Raw genomic sequence first — 14444 nt, 5'->3', positions numbered from 1 at the left:
CCATCGTACCTTTTTAAGTTTCTACTAATCTTTATTTTTATCTTTGTTCTCTAAATTCTCTATTTTATTAATAATTGTTTCAGCGTTTATAAAACGCTGTTCAATTTTTTCCTGAACTTCGGGATTGTCTTTATGCCGCTCCAGCATTTTCTTTTTTCGGTGGCTTAAGTCAATCTGGTGATCATTTTCTACCAGCTTATCGGCCAGATATAGAATTTCATTCTCACGAATGGCCACCTCCGGTTCTACTTCAATATCCATATGAGTAGCGATCAAACTTCCCACCTGATCATACCCCATTTGTTTTAATAGCGTTCCCGCCGCCTGAGCATGATCTTTTTGCGTTTTCAGAAGATCGTGAAGGAGCGCAGCCGCCCGAAGCACGCCGCTATTAAGCTTTATGCCCTTGTCAGCCAATCGGTTTTCTAGGTTCCTAACAACGCGGTAAACCATTTCACAATGCTTTCTGATTTCTAGCGGCAGATGATAAAGATCCATTAAGGCATAACACTCGCAGAGATTTGGAGCCATTAAGCCATCATAGTCAAGTAATCTCTGATAATCAGCTTGGGTATCCATATCCATAAGGATGGCTTCATCGGCCAATGCAAAACTTGTCGCATCTGTTTCATGACATTCAAGAAAACGTCTTAGTCCCCCATCCTGTTTATTTCTCAAAATGGCCTCGCGATATTTTTCATGAATAAGCGGTGGATGTCCCCGTTCTCCCATAAAACAAGGATAAAGGATTCCTTGACTAAGTGGCCGAAAAGCCATCATTAATGCTTTAATGGTTGCGACTCCGATCAAGGGAATATCCACTGGATGGACAAAAAAAGCCACCACGTCATCATCCAATTGATCAATTCCTTTTTGAATCGATGTGTACATCCCTTCATCATAACGTTCATTGATGACGCCATTAATGGCCTGTTCCTTAAAATAAGGTTTGATTTCAGCAGCCCGATGACCCGCAACCAGAATGATCTGATCCACCCCTGCCTTTTGATGTGTCATCAACACGCGTTCAACCGCCGTTTGGTCGCCAAATTTCAGTAACGGTTTGAACGCCTGCATCCGCGATGAGTACCCCGCTGCAATCACAATGGTTGCGATCTTCATCTTTTTTATCTCATTCATTCTTGACTCCGTCTAATCTCAATCATCTCAGCAACGATACTAACGGCAATTTCTTCTGGGGTATCCGCCGAAATATTAATGCCAATAGGACAATGCACCCGTTCCCAATCATTAATGTTAAACCCCTGGTTTAAAAGACTCTGGTAAATATAATTGCATTTATTATGGCTCCCGATCATGCCAATGTATTTTGCATCCGTTTCAAGCATCTGGGCCAACACCTCTTTATCATCAGAATGACCCCTGGTGACAATCACGACAAAGGAGTATTGATTAATAATTACGTTGTTTTCAATGTTTTTTAATCCCGGAACAACCAAAACATCATCTACTTTTTTGAAGCGGCTCCAATTTGCAAACTCCTCCCGATCATCCACCATTGTCACATAAAATCCGACTAGCTTAGATAACTCGGCCAGAATCCCACCAATTTTCCCACATCCGATAATGACGACATTTTCATTACAGAAAAAAGGTTCCACATAGAATCCGGATGGCTCCAGAAACGCGGCACGATACTTATACTGCTCAAAATTAGTACAGACCTCTTCAACCAGGTTTTGACTCGCCTCGCTTTCAGGACCATAAAAGCCCGTTTCCGTACAAACCCATTTCTCCGGCAAGCTTATGTTATTTAAGTGATGATTAATTCTTGTTATTGTAATAAAATCTTGCTTAGCTTCCTGTAGTCGGAAGATTTCCTCATAGAAGCTTTGATTTTGATTTTTCCACCAATCAATATATTCAAAAATAATTTTTAAAGTCCCCCCACATATCAAGCCCTGGGATTTTTTATCCTTACTTTTTAAATCAAATGATTCAATGTGATCTGCGTGATTTCTATAGACCCTGGCTGCCGTCTGAATGACCATGGCCTCGATAAGTCCTCCGCCAATAGTGCCAAAGGTGGTGAGATCTGGTCGAATCAGCATTTTTGTTCCACCACTGCAAGGCGCTGAACCGGATTTTTCCAGGATGGTTGCCAGAACCAGATTCTCTTTTTGGGCATAGGACTCAGCAATCATTTTAAAAAAATCAACCATTACACTCTTCCTTTCGCAGGTCAAGAATTTTACGCTTGACCATGCTATTGACCATCTGGTCTGGTTTACACAAGTTTCCCTGCTCAACTTCAATTCTCACATTATCTTTTTTATTTACCGATAGATGAGCGACCAGTATTTCTTTGACTCGACTGATTTTCTGATCCAGCCGGTTTTGATTGTAGAAATTCACCATGATGCTCAAAACGCTATTATTTTTTATCAAAACCTGATAATCTAAAATATTTTCATCACCCAGCAGGCTTTCTTCAAACGTACTAAGATCAATATAGTTATCATGATCCAGACGAATCCGATTTGCATACCGTCCCGCTACCTTTTTAAGGGTTCTTAAAAAGGTGCCACAGGGGCAGAGATCAGTGGAAAAAGCGCCAATATCGCCGGTTCGATAACGAATCAAGGGCATCGCAATTCGATTAAGACTGGTAAAGACAATCTCCCCATATTTTCCATCTTCTATGGGCGAGCCGGAATCAGGATCGATGATTTCAAAATAGAGATCCCCTTCCCTTAAGTGATAGCCATTTAAAGCCTCACATTCAACACCGCCACCATAGCCCATTTCAGTCATGCCATAATGATTAAACACCCGACACCTAAATTTATGACTTAGTTCCGCAACCATGGATTTAGGAACATAGTCGGTACTTAAGAGTACTTTCTCAATTTGCTTAAAGCACTCTGCCTTGCTGCGACTTAAATATAACACCTGAATCGGAATTCCCACAATACAGTTAATCTGATTCCTTAAAATTACTTGCGCCACAGCATCTAAATCTGTCAGCAGACCAAACACGATACAGGTTGTGTTGGACCGGGCCAGGGCTTTCTTTAAAAGATCGCCAATCGTCCCATAAGCCTGCCCCGGTAACAAAACCAAAACCCGGTCGGACGAATCAGTTAGGGATCGCATCCCATAATCGAAAAAATCTACCGTTTTTAGTAAATCCTCCTCGGTAAAAAACAGCCGTTTTTTCTTGCCACTGGTACCCGATGTATTCAGGGTTACAATTCGATCCACCTGCTGTTGAGGAATACATAAAAAAGAAAAGGGATTTTTTTTTATATCGGCGCCAGTCGTAAACGGCAGCAGTTTAAAATCATCCCAGGATTTAATCTCCCGCAAATCCTGATCAACGAATTGTTTTTGATAGAAGGCACCATTGGCTTTAGCGTATTCAAATACTTCCACCAGTTTTTTAAATTGATAGGTGCTAAGCGATCTCTGATTGGCTGATGTCAAACCGGTTCTTTTTACTATCCAGTCTTCCATTGGTGTTTTGTTTTTTTTCATTTTCCCTCACTGGTTTCGATAAATGGATTGACCGCTTATACTGGTCAAATTATATAGACAAAAGGGAATCAACTGCCCCTTTTTATTGACAACGTGGATACAGCAATCCTTCACCCGATTGAGATCCACATTCCAGACATCCTGAAAGGCCATCGCCGATAGGCTGAAAGTTTTCGTGTTGATGGCATCAAGTATTTCATCCCAACTGTCTTTAGCCTGATTCGTTTGATCGTCACCAGGCTGTTTATTTAGCAATCGATCCCGATTATTTCCAGACCATTTCCTGGCGACCTGGGCCTTGGTTTTATTTGCTCCCGCCTCTGCCGTTTCAACGCCACAGCAAGAGGACGGCTTATTTAATGCCCGAATCACTCCATCCGTTTCCACCATAAAATTGCCGTGAAACGAACACTTGGCGTTTTCACATCCTGGTGGACTAAAGCTACTTGCTAAAATACGCCGGTTCGTCTGAAATTCAATTTTATCCATGAGATCTCCCAGTGTCAATCGTTTTTCTTCCACCGGCAGATTGGGGATCCGCCCAAAATAGCTGGCTGGCTGCAGGTGAATACCCTTGACGGTAGGTAACCATGAAAGGGCAAAGTCGATGATGTTCCCAAGATCATTTTCATTAACCCCATCAACCAGGGTAGGCACCAACACCACCCCAATATGGTATTTCTGACAGTTCTCAAGAGCCTTTGTTTTGATGTCCAACAGTTTTTTGCCCCGCATTTTTTTATAAATATCGTCATTGGTTCCATCAAACTGCAAAAATACAGAGTTTAGTCCAGCGTCTTTTAAGGCTTTTACATAAGCCTCGTCTTCACCCAATCGAATACCGTTGGTATTGATCTGAATAAACGAAAAACCCATTTCATGACCAACCCTGACAATCTCAGGCAGATCATCCCGGAGGGTGGGCTCGCCGCCGGAAAGCTGGATGTTACAATTTCCGGATGCCTTCATAACACATTGGTACATCCATCTGATGGTTTCCATCGACAGGTCTTCCTGGCTTTTATTGGCGTCAGCAAAGCAGAAAGAACAGCTAAGATTGCAGCGGCTTGTTACTTCGATCAAGGCGGTGCAGGTGTGCTGACGATGGTCTGAGCAAAGACCGCAATCAAAGGGGCAACCTTTTTCCACCAGGGTACTCGGATTCTTAATATGAGCTGGTATTTTATTGCGCACCCACTTTTCCATGGGTATACGCCCGCGCCAGATCAGTGACTTAAAACGACCATGTTCCTGGCAGGATTTTTCCAGATAGGTTTTATCTCGCGCTGTCCAGATTATCGCCTTCACTTTTCTGAGACAAACTGGACACAGGCTTTCAGTTGTTGAAATAATTCGTTTACTCCCGCTTCCCATTACTCCCGGTCACCAAAGAGATAACCATTTTCCTGCAAGATCTCGACAACTTTTCCAAAACTCTCTGACAAGGTATCACCGCACTTGACGGGATAAGGTTGATTGTTATCATCTAAAAACTGATAAACCCCAATCAGATCAAGGCATTCGGTGCTCTCAAATCGTTCTTCAAACCAGTCCATGTAAGTTCTGACCATGGTACCAAAATTATCTTTTGTCCATTCTTCAGCATTCCCTTTCCCGGCATACAAGCCAATGATCCCGATGCCGCCAGTTAACACCCCACACGTTTTTTGATTCCCGCCAATGCCATTACAAAGACCATTCATAACCCGGATCAGATCGGGATTGTTTTTTTCTTCTATATCCAAAGCCAATTTGAGCATAATCTGGCTGCAACAATATCCTTCCGCTGCCAGCTTAAACAGTTCAAATTTTAATTCTTCCATTTTAAAACTCACCTATTTCACCTTTCTGGCAACCATTAAATAGTAACCCGGTTTACAAGCTCTCAGTTGATCCTGAAATCCTGCCGCACAACGCCCAGCTGCTTTTTTCCAGAAGACATTCATCGAACCGTATTCAAATACCGTCTTGACCAGCAGCGTTTTTAAGAAGTGGCTATGATCTTCCATCCGTTCGATCATAAAACCCGTCTCTAGGATTTGATTCTCAAGCTGATTTAACGCATATAAACCGCGCATACAGCTGTCAAAGTCACCGCTAATGAGTCCTTTTAAAGCATCTGGATTTCTGGCATATACATCTGTGATAAATAAATGACCACCCTTTTTTAGCACCCGGTGTAGTTCTTTTAGTGCCGCTTCCCGGTTTGTCATAAGTGAAAGGGTACATTCTGAAAGGGCACCTTCAAAACTATCATTTTCAAAAGGAATTTGCTCGCCTCTTCCCTGATAGAATAATCCATTGGGATTATTTTTCTTAGCGATGGCCAGCAGCTTTTGAGAGGGGTCCAACCCAACGGCTCTGATATTGTATACCCTTTTTAGATAATCTACGGTAGCACCCCGCCCGCAGCCCAAATCCAACAATCGATCCGTTTCTTTCCACTGACAAAACGCAACACCCTTGTCAGTGAGAAGCGTTCCGCCGGGTCGCAACGTTTCTCCCAAGAGGGCTTTCATCTCTGGCGTTTCATAAGCACATTTAGCCACCATGTTATTTATCCTCCAGACCTTCTTCCACTTCCTTCATCTTTCCCAGGGCCAAAGCTTCATCAATAAATACCTGATTACACGTCGGACATTTCATCAGATCCACTTCAAAATTACCTTCCAGATAGCGTACCTTAACCTTAGACAGCACCAGTTCTCGTTGGCATTTATCACATAACCATTTGACTTTATCATCACTTACATGTTTCATTTTTGCTCTCCACTATTTCCATCCTCCTCCACTATTTCCATACGATGGCTGTAAATACTTTTAATCAGATAGTTTTTTTCATCCTTTTGATATTTCACCCAAAAGGTGACACTATCCCGTCTTAACTTAGCCAAATATTCATGGGTTTCCGGGTTGCAAAAACGTTCATTTTTCGCCTCGGCATTCTTAAGCACTGCCTGGATATCTTCCATCAAGATATACCGATCCTCAATGTTCTTTTTTACCTCTTCGGGGATGATTAGGGTAAGATTATCTTCCATTATGTCTTCTATAGGTTCCTCTCTCCAGATTTCTTTTAAAAGAATTTGTTTGACCCGACTTCTGTTCTGATGACGCTCCGACAAGGTTGGCATTTTGCGGGTAGCAGCGTTGCCATCGTCTTTAGGATAAATCAAATCCAGCAAATGATAAGTTCGTTTGCCACCAGAAACAAAAAGATCCTTGCACATGGCACAATAAACCAGCAGGTCATTCTCGCTTTCGCCGATGCGCTCATGAACAAAAGCGTCGGACTGCTCCCGGTTGGCGTAATAAACTAGTCCGCCATACCCGCAGCATTTTGTTTTTTCTTTGGTGTATTCCAATTCTTTTATCCCGTATCCCAGTTTAGAAGCAATTTTTCGGACACTCTCGTGAAGATCACTGTTTTCGCGGGTACCACAGGCATCGTGAACGCTCAAGGTCTGCGGAATTTTAATGTGATCTTTGTTAGGTAAACCCTCGCGGACATAAATATCCCAGAGTGACGCAACTTTAATTTCCGGTAAATACTTTTTAAAAATACGCATACAACTGGAACAGGCCAAAATAAAGGTTGGTCGTTCCATATCTACCCAGACTTTTTTAATCGCTTCAATATTTTCGCTCATCAAACCCTGTTGTCCAGCCCAATCAGCCGGGGCACCGCAACAGCCCAGATAAATACCGACATCGCCGTTGACATGGCCGACCAGGTACTCATAGATACTTTTAATATCATCCGGATAGGATGCCGGCAACTGACAACCGGGATAAAAGAGATACTCCGTTTTTCCGGTGCCCTTATATAATCCTTTAACATAATCAGAAAAGGAAATCAGCGGATAGTAAAACAGATCTTTGGACTCTTCTTTGCTCGGTTGTTTGCGCACCAGAGAAAAACGAGAGCTATTTGAAAAGGCCATGTCTTTTAAGGCAAAGTCATGGGCCGTGATTGGCATCTTTCCCCGTTCCACCATACTTTCCCGGGTTTCGTGAATCACATCGTTCATGCTAATGTCCAGAAAACACGCTTCTTTGCAGAGACCGCATTCGGCACAGGAATTAATCATTTTATTGGCATAATGCGTTCCTAAAATAATCCGTTCATTGTGATTGATCTGCCGGATATAGGCATCTGGCGAAATGTCAAATTTTCGTAGATGAACACAGCCTTCAATACATTTTCGACACTGACATTTAACACAGCGTTTAGCCTCCTCCATGGCTTCTTCCTGGCTGTAAATTGCAGTAGATTTTGCAATCGGGGAAAGTGGCTCTTTCGAGCTGATATCAAATTGAAGCGGTGTTTCAAAGACGCCTTCCCGGTCTCTGGAATCGGTGAGAGACACCTTTGACAAGTAACGCTCAATGGAAATGGCCGCCCGTCTCCCGGAACTGGCTGAAAAGATCACTGAATCTGTTTGACTCACCAGCTGCCCGCCGACAAAGAGGGAGAAATCGCCGACCTGAAAGGTAATTGGATGATATTTAATTGGTTCTTCCCATTTAGAAGTTCCCAGATAAACTGCGTCATATTCAGTTAGTAGCTGTGTTAGTTTGTTTTGATCGACATTGTTTTCTAAATGGATAGCGATTTTTTTATCAACAACTGCTTTTAATTCTTGGTTTAGTAATGCTTCAGTCAATGAATTGCCCACAAAATCCCACAGCCGTCCACCCAGTCGATTGGTTTTTTCAAAGATTGTGACGATGTAACCTTTTTTGTCCAGATCAACCGCAGCAGTTAAGCCACTTAAACCGCCCCCGACAATGGCAACCTTTCCTTTGTTTTTGGGAAGTGGCCAGACTTTTTTAGGTTTATAGCCACCATATTCCAGCACCGCTTTTTCAAGATCTGATATCCGAATGGAACCGCCAGCCTTGCTTCTTTCACAGGGCGCTTCGCAGGGATGATCGCAGATTCTTCCGATAATTTTGTGAAAAGGCATTTTTTTTTCCATCAACTTATAGGCATTCTGAAAGTTCCCTTTTTCTATTTCCGATAAAAAATCAATGACTTCCAGATGAATCGGACACTGGGCTGTACAGGGTGGGGGTTCTTTATGAATACAGCGATCTCCAGTTTCCAATAATTTATCTAAATTCATAGTTGGTCTCCTCTTTTCATTATTCAAGCGATACATTAATAATTAAACATCATCACCATAACGCGTTCTGATGTCTGTTTCTATATACAATTCACAAAACGCCATAATAATGAACGTTTGACACTTTCGTTAAAGCTAAGCTCGTAATTTAACCCAATTGCATCATAGAAACAAACACCAAAGTTTGGTGTTACTAACCGATTAATTTGAAATAGGAATTGAAAGCTTAGAAGCTTTCAATTCCTTTGGTAATGAGACTTGGACTACTTATTTTAAGGCTTCTAAACCTTCTAGTACTTTTTCTGGATAAGCTGGTAAATGTTTGATGCGAACGCCACAGGCATTAAAAATCGCATTACATATGGATGCATGTGGTGCAGATAATGGCATTTCACCAGCACCAGCAGCTCCGTATGGTCCCAATGGACGATGCGTTTCCTGATGAATCAGAACGATTTCATCTGGAACATCCTTCACTTGAGGAATACCGCAACCGGTCAGGGTAGTATGTTTTTTTAGATCTTCAAAGTCTTCGCTTAAGGCTAAGCCAATCCCCTGAGTTAAACCGCCCCACAACTGACCTTCAAGTACGGTTTTATTGGTAATGGTTCCGCAGTCAGATACAAGGGTCAATTTGTCGACATGCGTTTTTCCGGTTGTGGTATCAACAGAAACTTCTGATAATAATACCCCATACATATAAACTGGGAATGGATTTCCCTGGCTGGTTTCAACCGATGGCGCCGTACAAGGTGCCGTCCAAACGCCTTCATAACGTAATGGCAAACCTTCTGCTACCATTTCATCGTAGGTTCTAAAGCTGCCATCTGCTTTTTTCATGGCTGCCAGTAAGTTTTCACAGCCTACTTTGATAGCATTACCAACCATAACATTTGAACGGCTTCCACCGGCTGGTCCACTGTTTGGTGTCAGTTTCATGTTATTCATGATCAATTTGATTTGTTCTGGTTTGATCCCCAATGGTTTTAACGTTTCGTGAGCAAATGTCAATGTCCCCATGTCAGCACCCTGGCCATGATCTTCCCATGAATCTCCTACTGTTACGCCATTTGGTGTTAACTCTATCCACATTTCAGCAGAGTCAGGACCATCGAGACCACAACCATAGATATTAAGTGAAATTCCCACGCCGTGTTTAGTATCTCCGCCTTTTGCGTTCAGGTCCTCGGCTTTTGCTTTAGCAGCCTGATAAATCGGTCGAATCGTATCAATCGCCTGTGGTAAAGCAATAACGTCTGGTGGACAACCTTGTGGGGTAGTATCACCTTCACGATAAACATTTTTATATCGCAGTTCCAATGGGTCTTCGCCCATTTGATCAGCCAGCATGTCAATTAAGGTTTCAGAAGCGAACAAACTCTGTGGTGAGCCATAGCCTCGGAATGCTGAACCCCATGCATGGTTAGTGGCAACTGTTCGTCCTTCGCCGCGAATATTGGGAATGTTGTAGCCGGCACCGATAAATTGTGAACCACGGGTCGTTACCAGATCTCCAAATTCGCAATATGGACCATGATCACAAGACCAATCGGTTTCCATCGCTTTAAGAATTCCTTTTTCATCAGCCGCCATTTTTACATTCATAAAGAATGGTGAACGTTTTCCGGTATAAGTAATTTGTTGGTACATGTTGAATTCCAGGTAAACCGGTCTTTTAGTAACCAGTGCCGCTACACCCAGCAAGCCTTCAATGGTTGGGCTGAATTTATAACCAAAGGTTCCCCCGGTTGGGTTCTGAACGATGAAATATTTGGTCGGATCAACACCAATCGCTTCGGCAGTCATTAATTGGTGGAAATGAAGGGCAATGCTCTTAGAATGTACCATCAGATTATCTTCTTCATCAAAATAGGCAAACCCAACATCTGGCTCTAATGGTAAATGGGGTTGACGGCCAACATAAAAGTCGTCTTCAATGATATTTGGTAATTTATCCATTAATGGCGCCGTTTCATCACCTTTAACGATATTGGTTTTAAAATAAATGTTTGGTGTGCCCGGATGAATTTCAATGGCATCATCGGCCATCGCTGCCGGCGCACTCATGTATGGTAATAATTCTTCAACTTCAACAACGACTTTTGCTGCTGCTGCTTCTGCCTGTTCCGGGGTATCGGCCAGAACCATCGCGATGGCATCTCCAAACTGGAAGATTTTCTTATCATTTAAAATCGGACGTTCCAGACCATCGCCTAAGTTCGTTGGGAATGCCAGACCGTTAATACGATTGGTTCCAGGAACATCTTTTGCGGTGATGACTTTAAAGACACCTTCCATTTTTTCAGCTTCTGAGGTATCGACAGAAATCAGATTGGCATGAGAAACCTGAGCTTGAACCAATTTTATATGTAAGGTGTTTTCAGGCATTTTTAATCCTAAATCGGCACCAAAGTCCCAGGTTCCGGTAACTTTTGCCAGAGCAGATGGTCGAACCATATTCGACCCCATAATGGATGCACCTTCTTTTAATTGGAACCACAGGTCTTCTTTATTAATTTCGCCACGCATCAGTTTGGCTGCGTCCATAACCGCATCAATAATGGGGATATAACCGGTACAACGGCAAACATTTCGATGTTTTTGGAACCATGCCCGCACTTCTTCACGGGTAGGACTGGCATTTTCTTCCAGCAATGCTTTTGCCGAAACAATAAATCCAGGTGAACAGAAACCACATTGGGCTGCTCCATTTACCATCCATGATAATTGTAGCGGATGCAGATTATCGTGCGTTCCAACGCCCTCAATGGTGATGATTTTAGACTCATCGTCAACCCGCTTCATCTTTGTTACACAAGACCGTACCACTTTGCCATTTAAAATAACTGAGCAGGCGCCGCATTCAGCTTTTCCGCATCCTACCTTTGTTCCGGTTAACCCCTGCTGTTTTCTGATTAAATTTGCCAATGTTGTTTCCGGATCGACAATTACCGTCCTTTGAATCCCGTTAATAAATAATGTCTTTTTTTCCACGTGAAATCCTCCTTAAAATATTAAAAGTTACTATATGGATGCAAAGATCAACCTTTTCCAAATCCACAATTGGGATAATGACAGTCCGGACAGGTGGAACATAGTCCGCCGTGTCCCAACTTTGAGATGTCTTTGGGAGTTAATCTTTCGCCGACCATCAATTTAGGTACCACCAGATCAAACACCGTCCGGCGGCTGTACATAATACATCCGGGTAATCCCAAAACGGGAATATCCCCCAGATATGAAAGCAAAAACATGGCTCCGGGCAAGGTTGGTGCACCATAGGAGACAAACTTGGCTCCTGTTTTCCTAATCCCCTCTGGTGTTACATCATCCGGATCCACTGACATTCCACCGGTTACGGTAACAATGTCTGCCCCTTCTTCGATTAAATCAAGGATACATTGGGCAATCATATCCGAGTCATCCCGGGAAAACACTTGTTTAAATACGTAGGAATCAAGTTCCGCGAACTTTTCTCTGATTACATCTCCAAACTTGTCTTCAATCCGACCATAAAAAATCTCATTACCGGTGGTCACAACGCCCACTTTAAATCTTTTCAGTGGCAGCACTTCTACAATCGGTTTACTACTTGCACATAACTTTTCCATCGTAATCAGTTTTTCATTTTCAATAGAAAGCGGAATGATCCGGGTCGATCCGACCAGGGTTCCCTTTGCCACCATCGTATCGGTATGGAGCGTGGCCATCATCATTTCACCCAGTTCGTTTATTTCCTGAAGTACCGAAACATTGATCTTAAGCAATCCATTTCGAGTTGCTGTCATCGTCACCTTACCTTCAGAAGCACCTACATATTCCACACCGCTACCCGCTGCTGCCTGTCCCAATCGTAGTGCCGCATCATCTTCATGGATTGTTCCATCACCATACTCAATAATGGCAATATGTTCTTTTCCCATGTTCATTAATCGGGGAATGTCTTCTTCTTTGACAATGTGCCCTTTTTTAAATGCTGCGCCTTTAAACTCCCCGGGGATGATCTGGGTCATATCATGAGCCAAAAACATTCCCACTGATTCCCGAACAGGTACTACCTTCATTGTATTTCCTCCATTTGTTTGATATCTGTCTTCGTTGTCAGTCTGACACCAATTAATAACGCAATAATCGTGCCAAATTAAAAAAAGCCCAATTTATGGGCTTTTTAAAAATCATGGATTTGTATTTGTGCTTATTTTGAGCGTTTACTTTTTAACTAACGTTCGTTATTTGATCATTTGTTCGTTTTTAGAGCGATTAAAAGTTGGCTTGTTTGCTCATTCTAACAACACCGAAATCTCTTTTTTCTTATTGCTCAATTATTGATTAGCCTGCTAACCAATCTCTTTTATGATACCGGTTCGGTTTTAATCACGATATAGGGCACTTGCATATCTTCATAACAGATCCTGCCATGGCTTCCCCCTGAACTGGTAGGATGGAGCCCGTGGTCAGCGGTAATAATAACCGTTCCCTTAAATTCTCGGGTCAGTTCCAAAACCATCCTATCCACCTGGAAAATCTGCTCGATTGCCTCCTGAGAATATGGGCCATAGGTGGTCGCATCATCATCAATGCTGTGGAAATGCGTGAAGATCAGTTGGTTTTTCTCTGTAATCGCCTTTTGAGAATTTTTAAAAACCTGGCTATCCTGATCGCCCTCGTTAACCGAAAGGACCGGCTCGATGGAAGTATTGAGCATTTTGATGTCGCCTTCAATGTAGGCCACCGTTTTACCCAGAGTCAGGGCTCTCTCAAAAATATCCATTCCGTTAAAATCCATGACTTCCCGGTCTTTAATCCCATTGCTGCTTGGAAGCGTTCCGGTAATCATCGCCGCCAGTCCGACCGGAGAAATCGGCGGATAGACAGATAAGGCCTGCTGGGCGGTCAAACTGGACAAGTAGGGTGCTTTTCCCTGCTCACCTGCTGTTTTTAGCATCGTCCAGCTCAGACCGTCGAGTTCAATAACCATCACATTATTTCCTTTGTCAAGCTGATGGATGGTATCCGAAGCCACATCTGTAATTGAAACCCGAGGCGGATCAGCTAAAACACCAGCAACATCATCGATGGTTGTAAGATCCGAAGCGGTAAAGCTGATCGTGGTTTCGCTGATTTCAAAATAGTTCTTATCGCTTTTTTTATCAAATTTGATGCTACCATCCCGTCCAAACACTGCAAATTCGGTCTGGTAATTAAGAAGTTGCTCGGGTAAAATCTGCTTGTGGGTCGTATACACGGTAACGGTTCTGCCCTTTAATTCAGACTGACCTTCAAAAATTCGTTTTTCGGTAAAGCCCTCAAGAAAAAGATTCCCGGCACTTGTTTGTCGATATCCCTGCTGGTCATCAATTCCGATCGCCTGTTTATCATCTGCTAAATCAGTGGAAATAACAATAATGGTGCTCAGATTTTTAATCTGACTGGAAATGGGATGGAGGGTATTGATCAGTTCCCAGTCATAACGACTTGAATAACTCAAATGACAACCACTAAGATCAGCGCCACTTATTTTGGAGGACAAACCATCTTCGCCAATTAACAGCAGATCATAGCTCTTTGACCTGGGGACTGCTTCGTCAATCACCTGTTTTAAGGCAATGGCAGTATAATTATTTTCATCTCGGGTAACTCGCATGATGGGATATCCCATCATCGTATTGACAGTCAGCGGGGTCTCCACATCCCCGCTGATTCTAAAGCTTTCAGGGTACTCACCGCCCAATCCCTGATAATCACATCCCGAAAGAATAACCATGAGCAGAATCAAAAAAACGATGATCTGAATTTTTCTTACATGGGTTTTCATCC

At 42.8% G+C, this 14444-nt stretch carries 11 protein-coding genes; all 11 read right to left on the bottom strand.

Annotated elements, in window-relative coordinates:
- Positions 1-24: 24 nt before the first annotated feature.
- On the bottom strand, positions 25-1140 hold the full coding sequence (locus U2P91_RS11895; protein ID WP_322519703.1) for a DVU_1551 family NTP transferase: 1116 nt from the start codon (positions 1138-1140) through the stop codon (positions 25-27).
- The gene (locus tag U2P91_RS11890; RefSeq protein ID WP_322519702.1) at positions 1137-2183 is read right to left on the bottom strand and encodes an XdhC family aldehyde oxidoreductase maturation factor; all 1047 of its coding nucleotides are present in this window, start codon (positions 2181-2183) and stop codon (positions 1137-1139) included. Before U2P91_RS11890 ends, U2P91_RS11895 begins: the two co-directional genes overlap by 4 nt.
- Positions 2176-3498, bottom strand: coding sequence for a DVU_1553 family AMP-dependent CoA ligase (locus U2P91_RS11885; RefSeq protein WP_322519701.1), 1323 nt, complete (start codon positions 3496-3498; stop codon positions 2176-2178). Before U2P91_RS11885 ends, U2P91_RS11890 begins: the two co-directional genes overlap by 8 nt.
- Before the next feature lie 6 nt (positions 3499-3504).
- Positions 3505-4872 (bottom strand): radical SAM (seleno)protein TrsS, encoded by a 1368-nt coding sequence (trsS, locus tag U2P91_RS11880; RefSeq protein ID WP_111886493.1) that lies wholly within the window; start codon positions 4870-4872, stop codon positions 3505-3507.
- Entirely contained in the window at positions 4872-5321 is a 450-nt protein-coding gene (locus tag U2P91_RS11875; protein ID WP_322519700.1) for a DVU_1555 family C-GCAxxG-C-C protein, read from the bottom strand. Before U2P91_RS11875 ends, trsS begins: the two co-directional genes overlap by 1 nt.
- A gap of 12 nt (positions 5322-5333) precedes the next feature.
- Positions 5334-6050, bottom strand: a complete 717-nt coding sequence (gene trsM, locus U2P91_RS11870; protein WP_111886492.1) for a DVU_1556 family methyltransferase — start codon at positions 6048-6050, stop codon at positions 5334-5336.
- A gap of 1 nt (position 6051) precedes the next feature.
- Complete coding sequence (locus tag U2P91_RS11865; RefSeq protein ID WP_111886491.1) at positions 6052-6258, bottom strand: DVU_1557 family redox protein; 207 nt, start codon at positions 6256-6258, stop codon at positions 6052-6054.
- A complete protein-coding gene (locus U2P91_RS11860; protein ID WP_322519699.1) occupies positions 6255-8627 on the bottom strand; it encodes a pyridine nucleotide-disulfide oxidoreductase/dicluster-binding protein in 2373 nt (790 codons plus the stop codon). The genes U2P91_RS11865 and U2P91_RS11860 overlap by 4 nt, the downstream gene beginning before the upstream one ends.
- A gap of 267 nt (positions 8628-8894) precedes the next feature.
- Positions 8895-11621, bottom strand: a complete 2727-nt coding sequence (locus tag U2P91_RS11855; RefSeq protein WP_111886489.1) for a molybdopterin-dependent aldehyde oxidoreductase — start codon at positions 11619-11621, stop codon at positions 8895-8897.
- A gap of 47 nt (positions 11622-11668) precedes the next feature.
- Positions 11669-12691, bottom strand: a complete 1023-nt coding sequence (locus U2P91_RS11850; RefSeq protein WP_111886488.1) for a molybdopterin-binding protein — start codon at positions 12689-12691, stop codon at positions 11669-11671.
- Positions 12692-12978: 287 nt separating this feature from the next.
- Positions 12979-14442 (bottom strand): alkaline phosphatase family protein, encoded by a 1464-nt coding sequence (locus tag U2P91_RS11845; RefSeq protein ID WP_322519698.1) that lies wholly within the window; start codon positions 14440-14442, stop codon positions 12979-12981.
- Between the last annotated feature and the right edge of the window lie 2 nt (positions 14443-14444).

The sequence above is a fragment of the Acetobacterium sp. K1/6 genome (assembly GCF_034438075.1).
Classification (GTDB): Bacteria; Bacillota; Clostridia; order Eubacteriales; family Eubacteriaceae; genus Acetobacterium; species Acetobacterium carbinolicum.
The sequence above is the reverse complement of the archived record's forward strand: the minus strand, read 5'-3'. Positions and strand labels throughout refer to the sequence as shown.

What these genes read in the sequence shown, in the direction of transcription:
- U2P91_RS11895 (WP_322519703.1), bottom strand. Translation starts at nt 1,140, where the DNA reads ATGAATGAGATAAAAAAGATGAAGATCGCAACCATTGTGATTGCAGCG.
- U2P91_RS11890 (WP_322519702.1), bottom strand. Translation starts at nt 2,183, where the DNA reads ATGGTTGATTTTTTTAAAATGATTGCTGAGTCCTATGCCCAAAAAGAG.
- U2P91_RS11885 (WP_322519701.1), bottom strand. Translation starts at nt 3,498, where the DNA reads ATGAAAAAAAACAAAACACCAATGGAAGACTGGATAGTAAAAAGAACC.
- trsS (WP_111886493.1), bottom strand. Translation starts at nt 4,872, where the DNA reads ATGGGAAGCGGGAGTAAACGAATTATTTCAACAACTGAAAGCCTGTGT.
- U2P91_RS11875 (WP_322519700.1), bottom strand. Translation starts at nt 5,321, where the DNA reads ATGGAAGAATTAAAATTTGAACTGTTTAAGCTGGCAGCGGAAGGATAT.
- trsM (WP_111886492.1), bottom strand. Translation starts at nt 6,050, where the DNA reads ATGGTGGCTAAATGTGCTTATGAAACGCCAGAGATGAAAGCCCTCTTG.
- U2P91_RS11865 (WP_111886491.1), bottom strand. Translation starts at nt 6,258, where the DNA reads ATGAAACATGTAAGTGATGATAAAGTCAAATGGTTATGTGATAAATGC.
- U2P91_RS11860 (WP_322519699.1), bottom strand. Translation starts at nt 8,627, where the DNA reads ATGAATTTAGATAAATTATTGGAAACTGGAGATCGCTGTATTCATAAA.
- U2P91_RS11850 (WP_111886488.1), bottom strand. Translation starts at nt 12,691, where the DNA reads ATGAAGGTAGTACCTGTTCGGGAATCAGTGGGAATGTTTTTGGCTCAT.
- U2P91_RS11845 (WP_322519698.1), bottom strand. Translation starts at nt 14,442, where the DNA reads ATGAAAACCCATGTAAGAAAAATTCAGATCATCGTTTTTTTGATTCTG.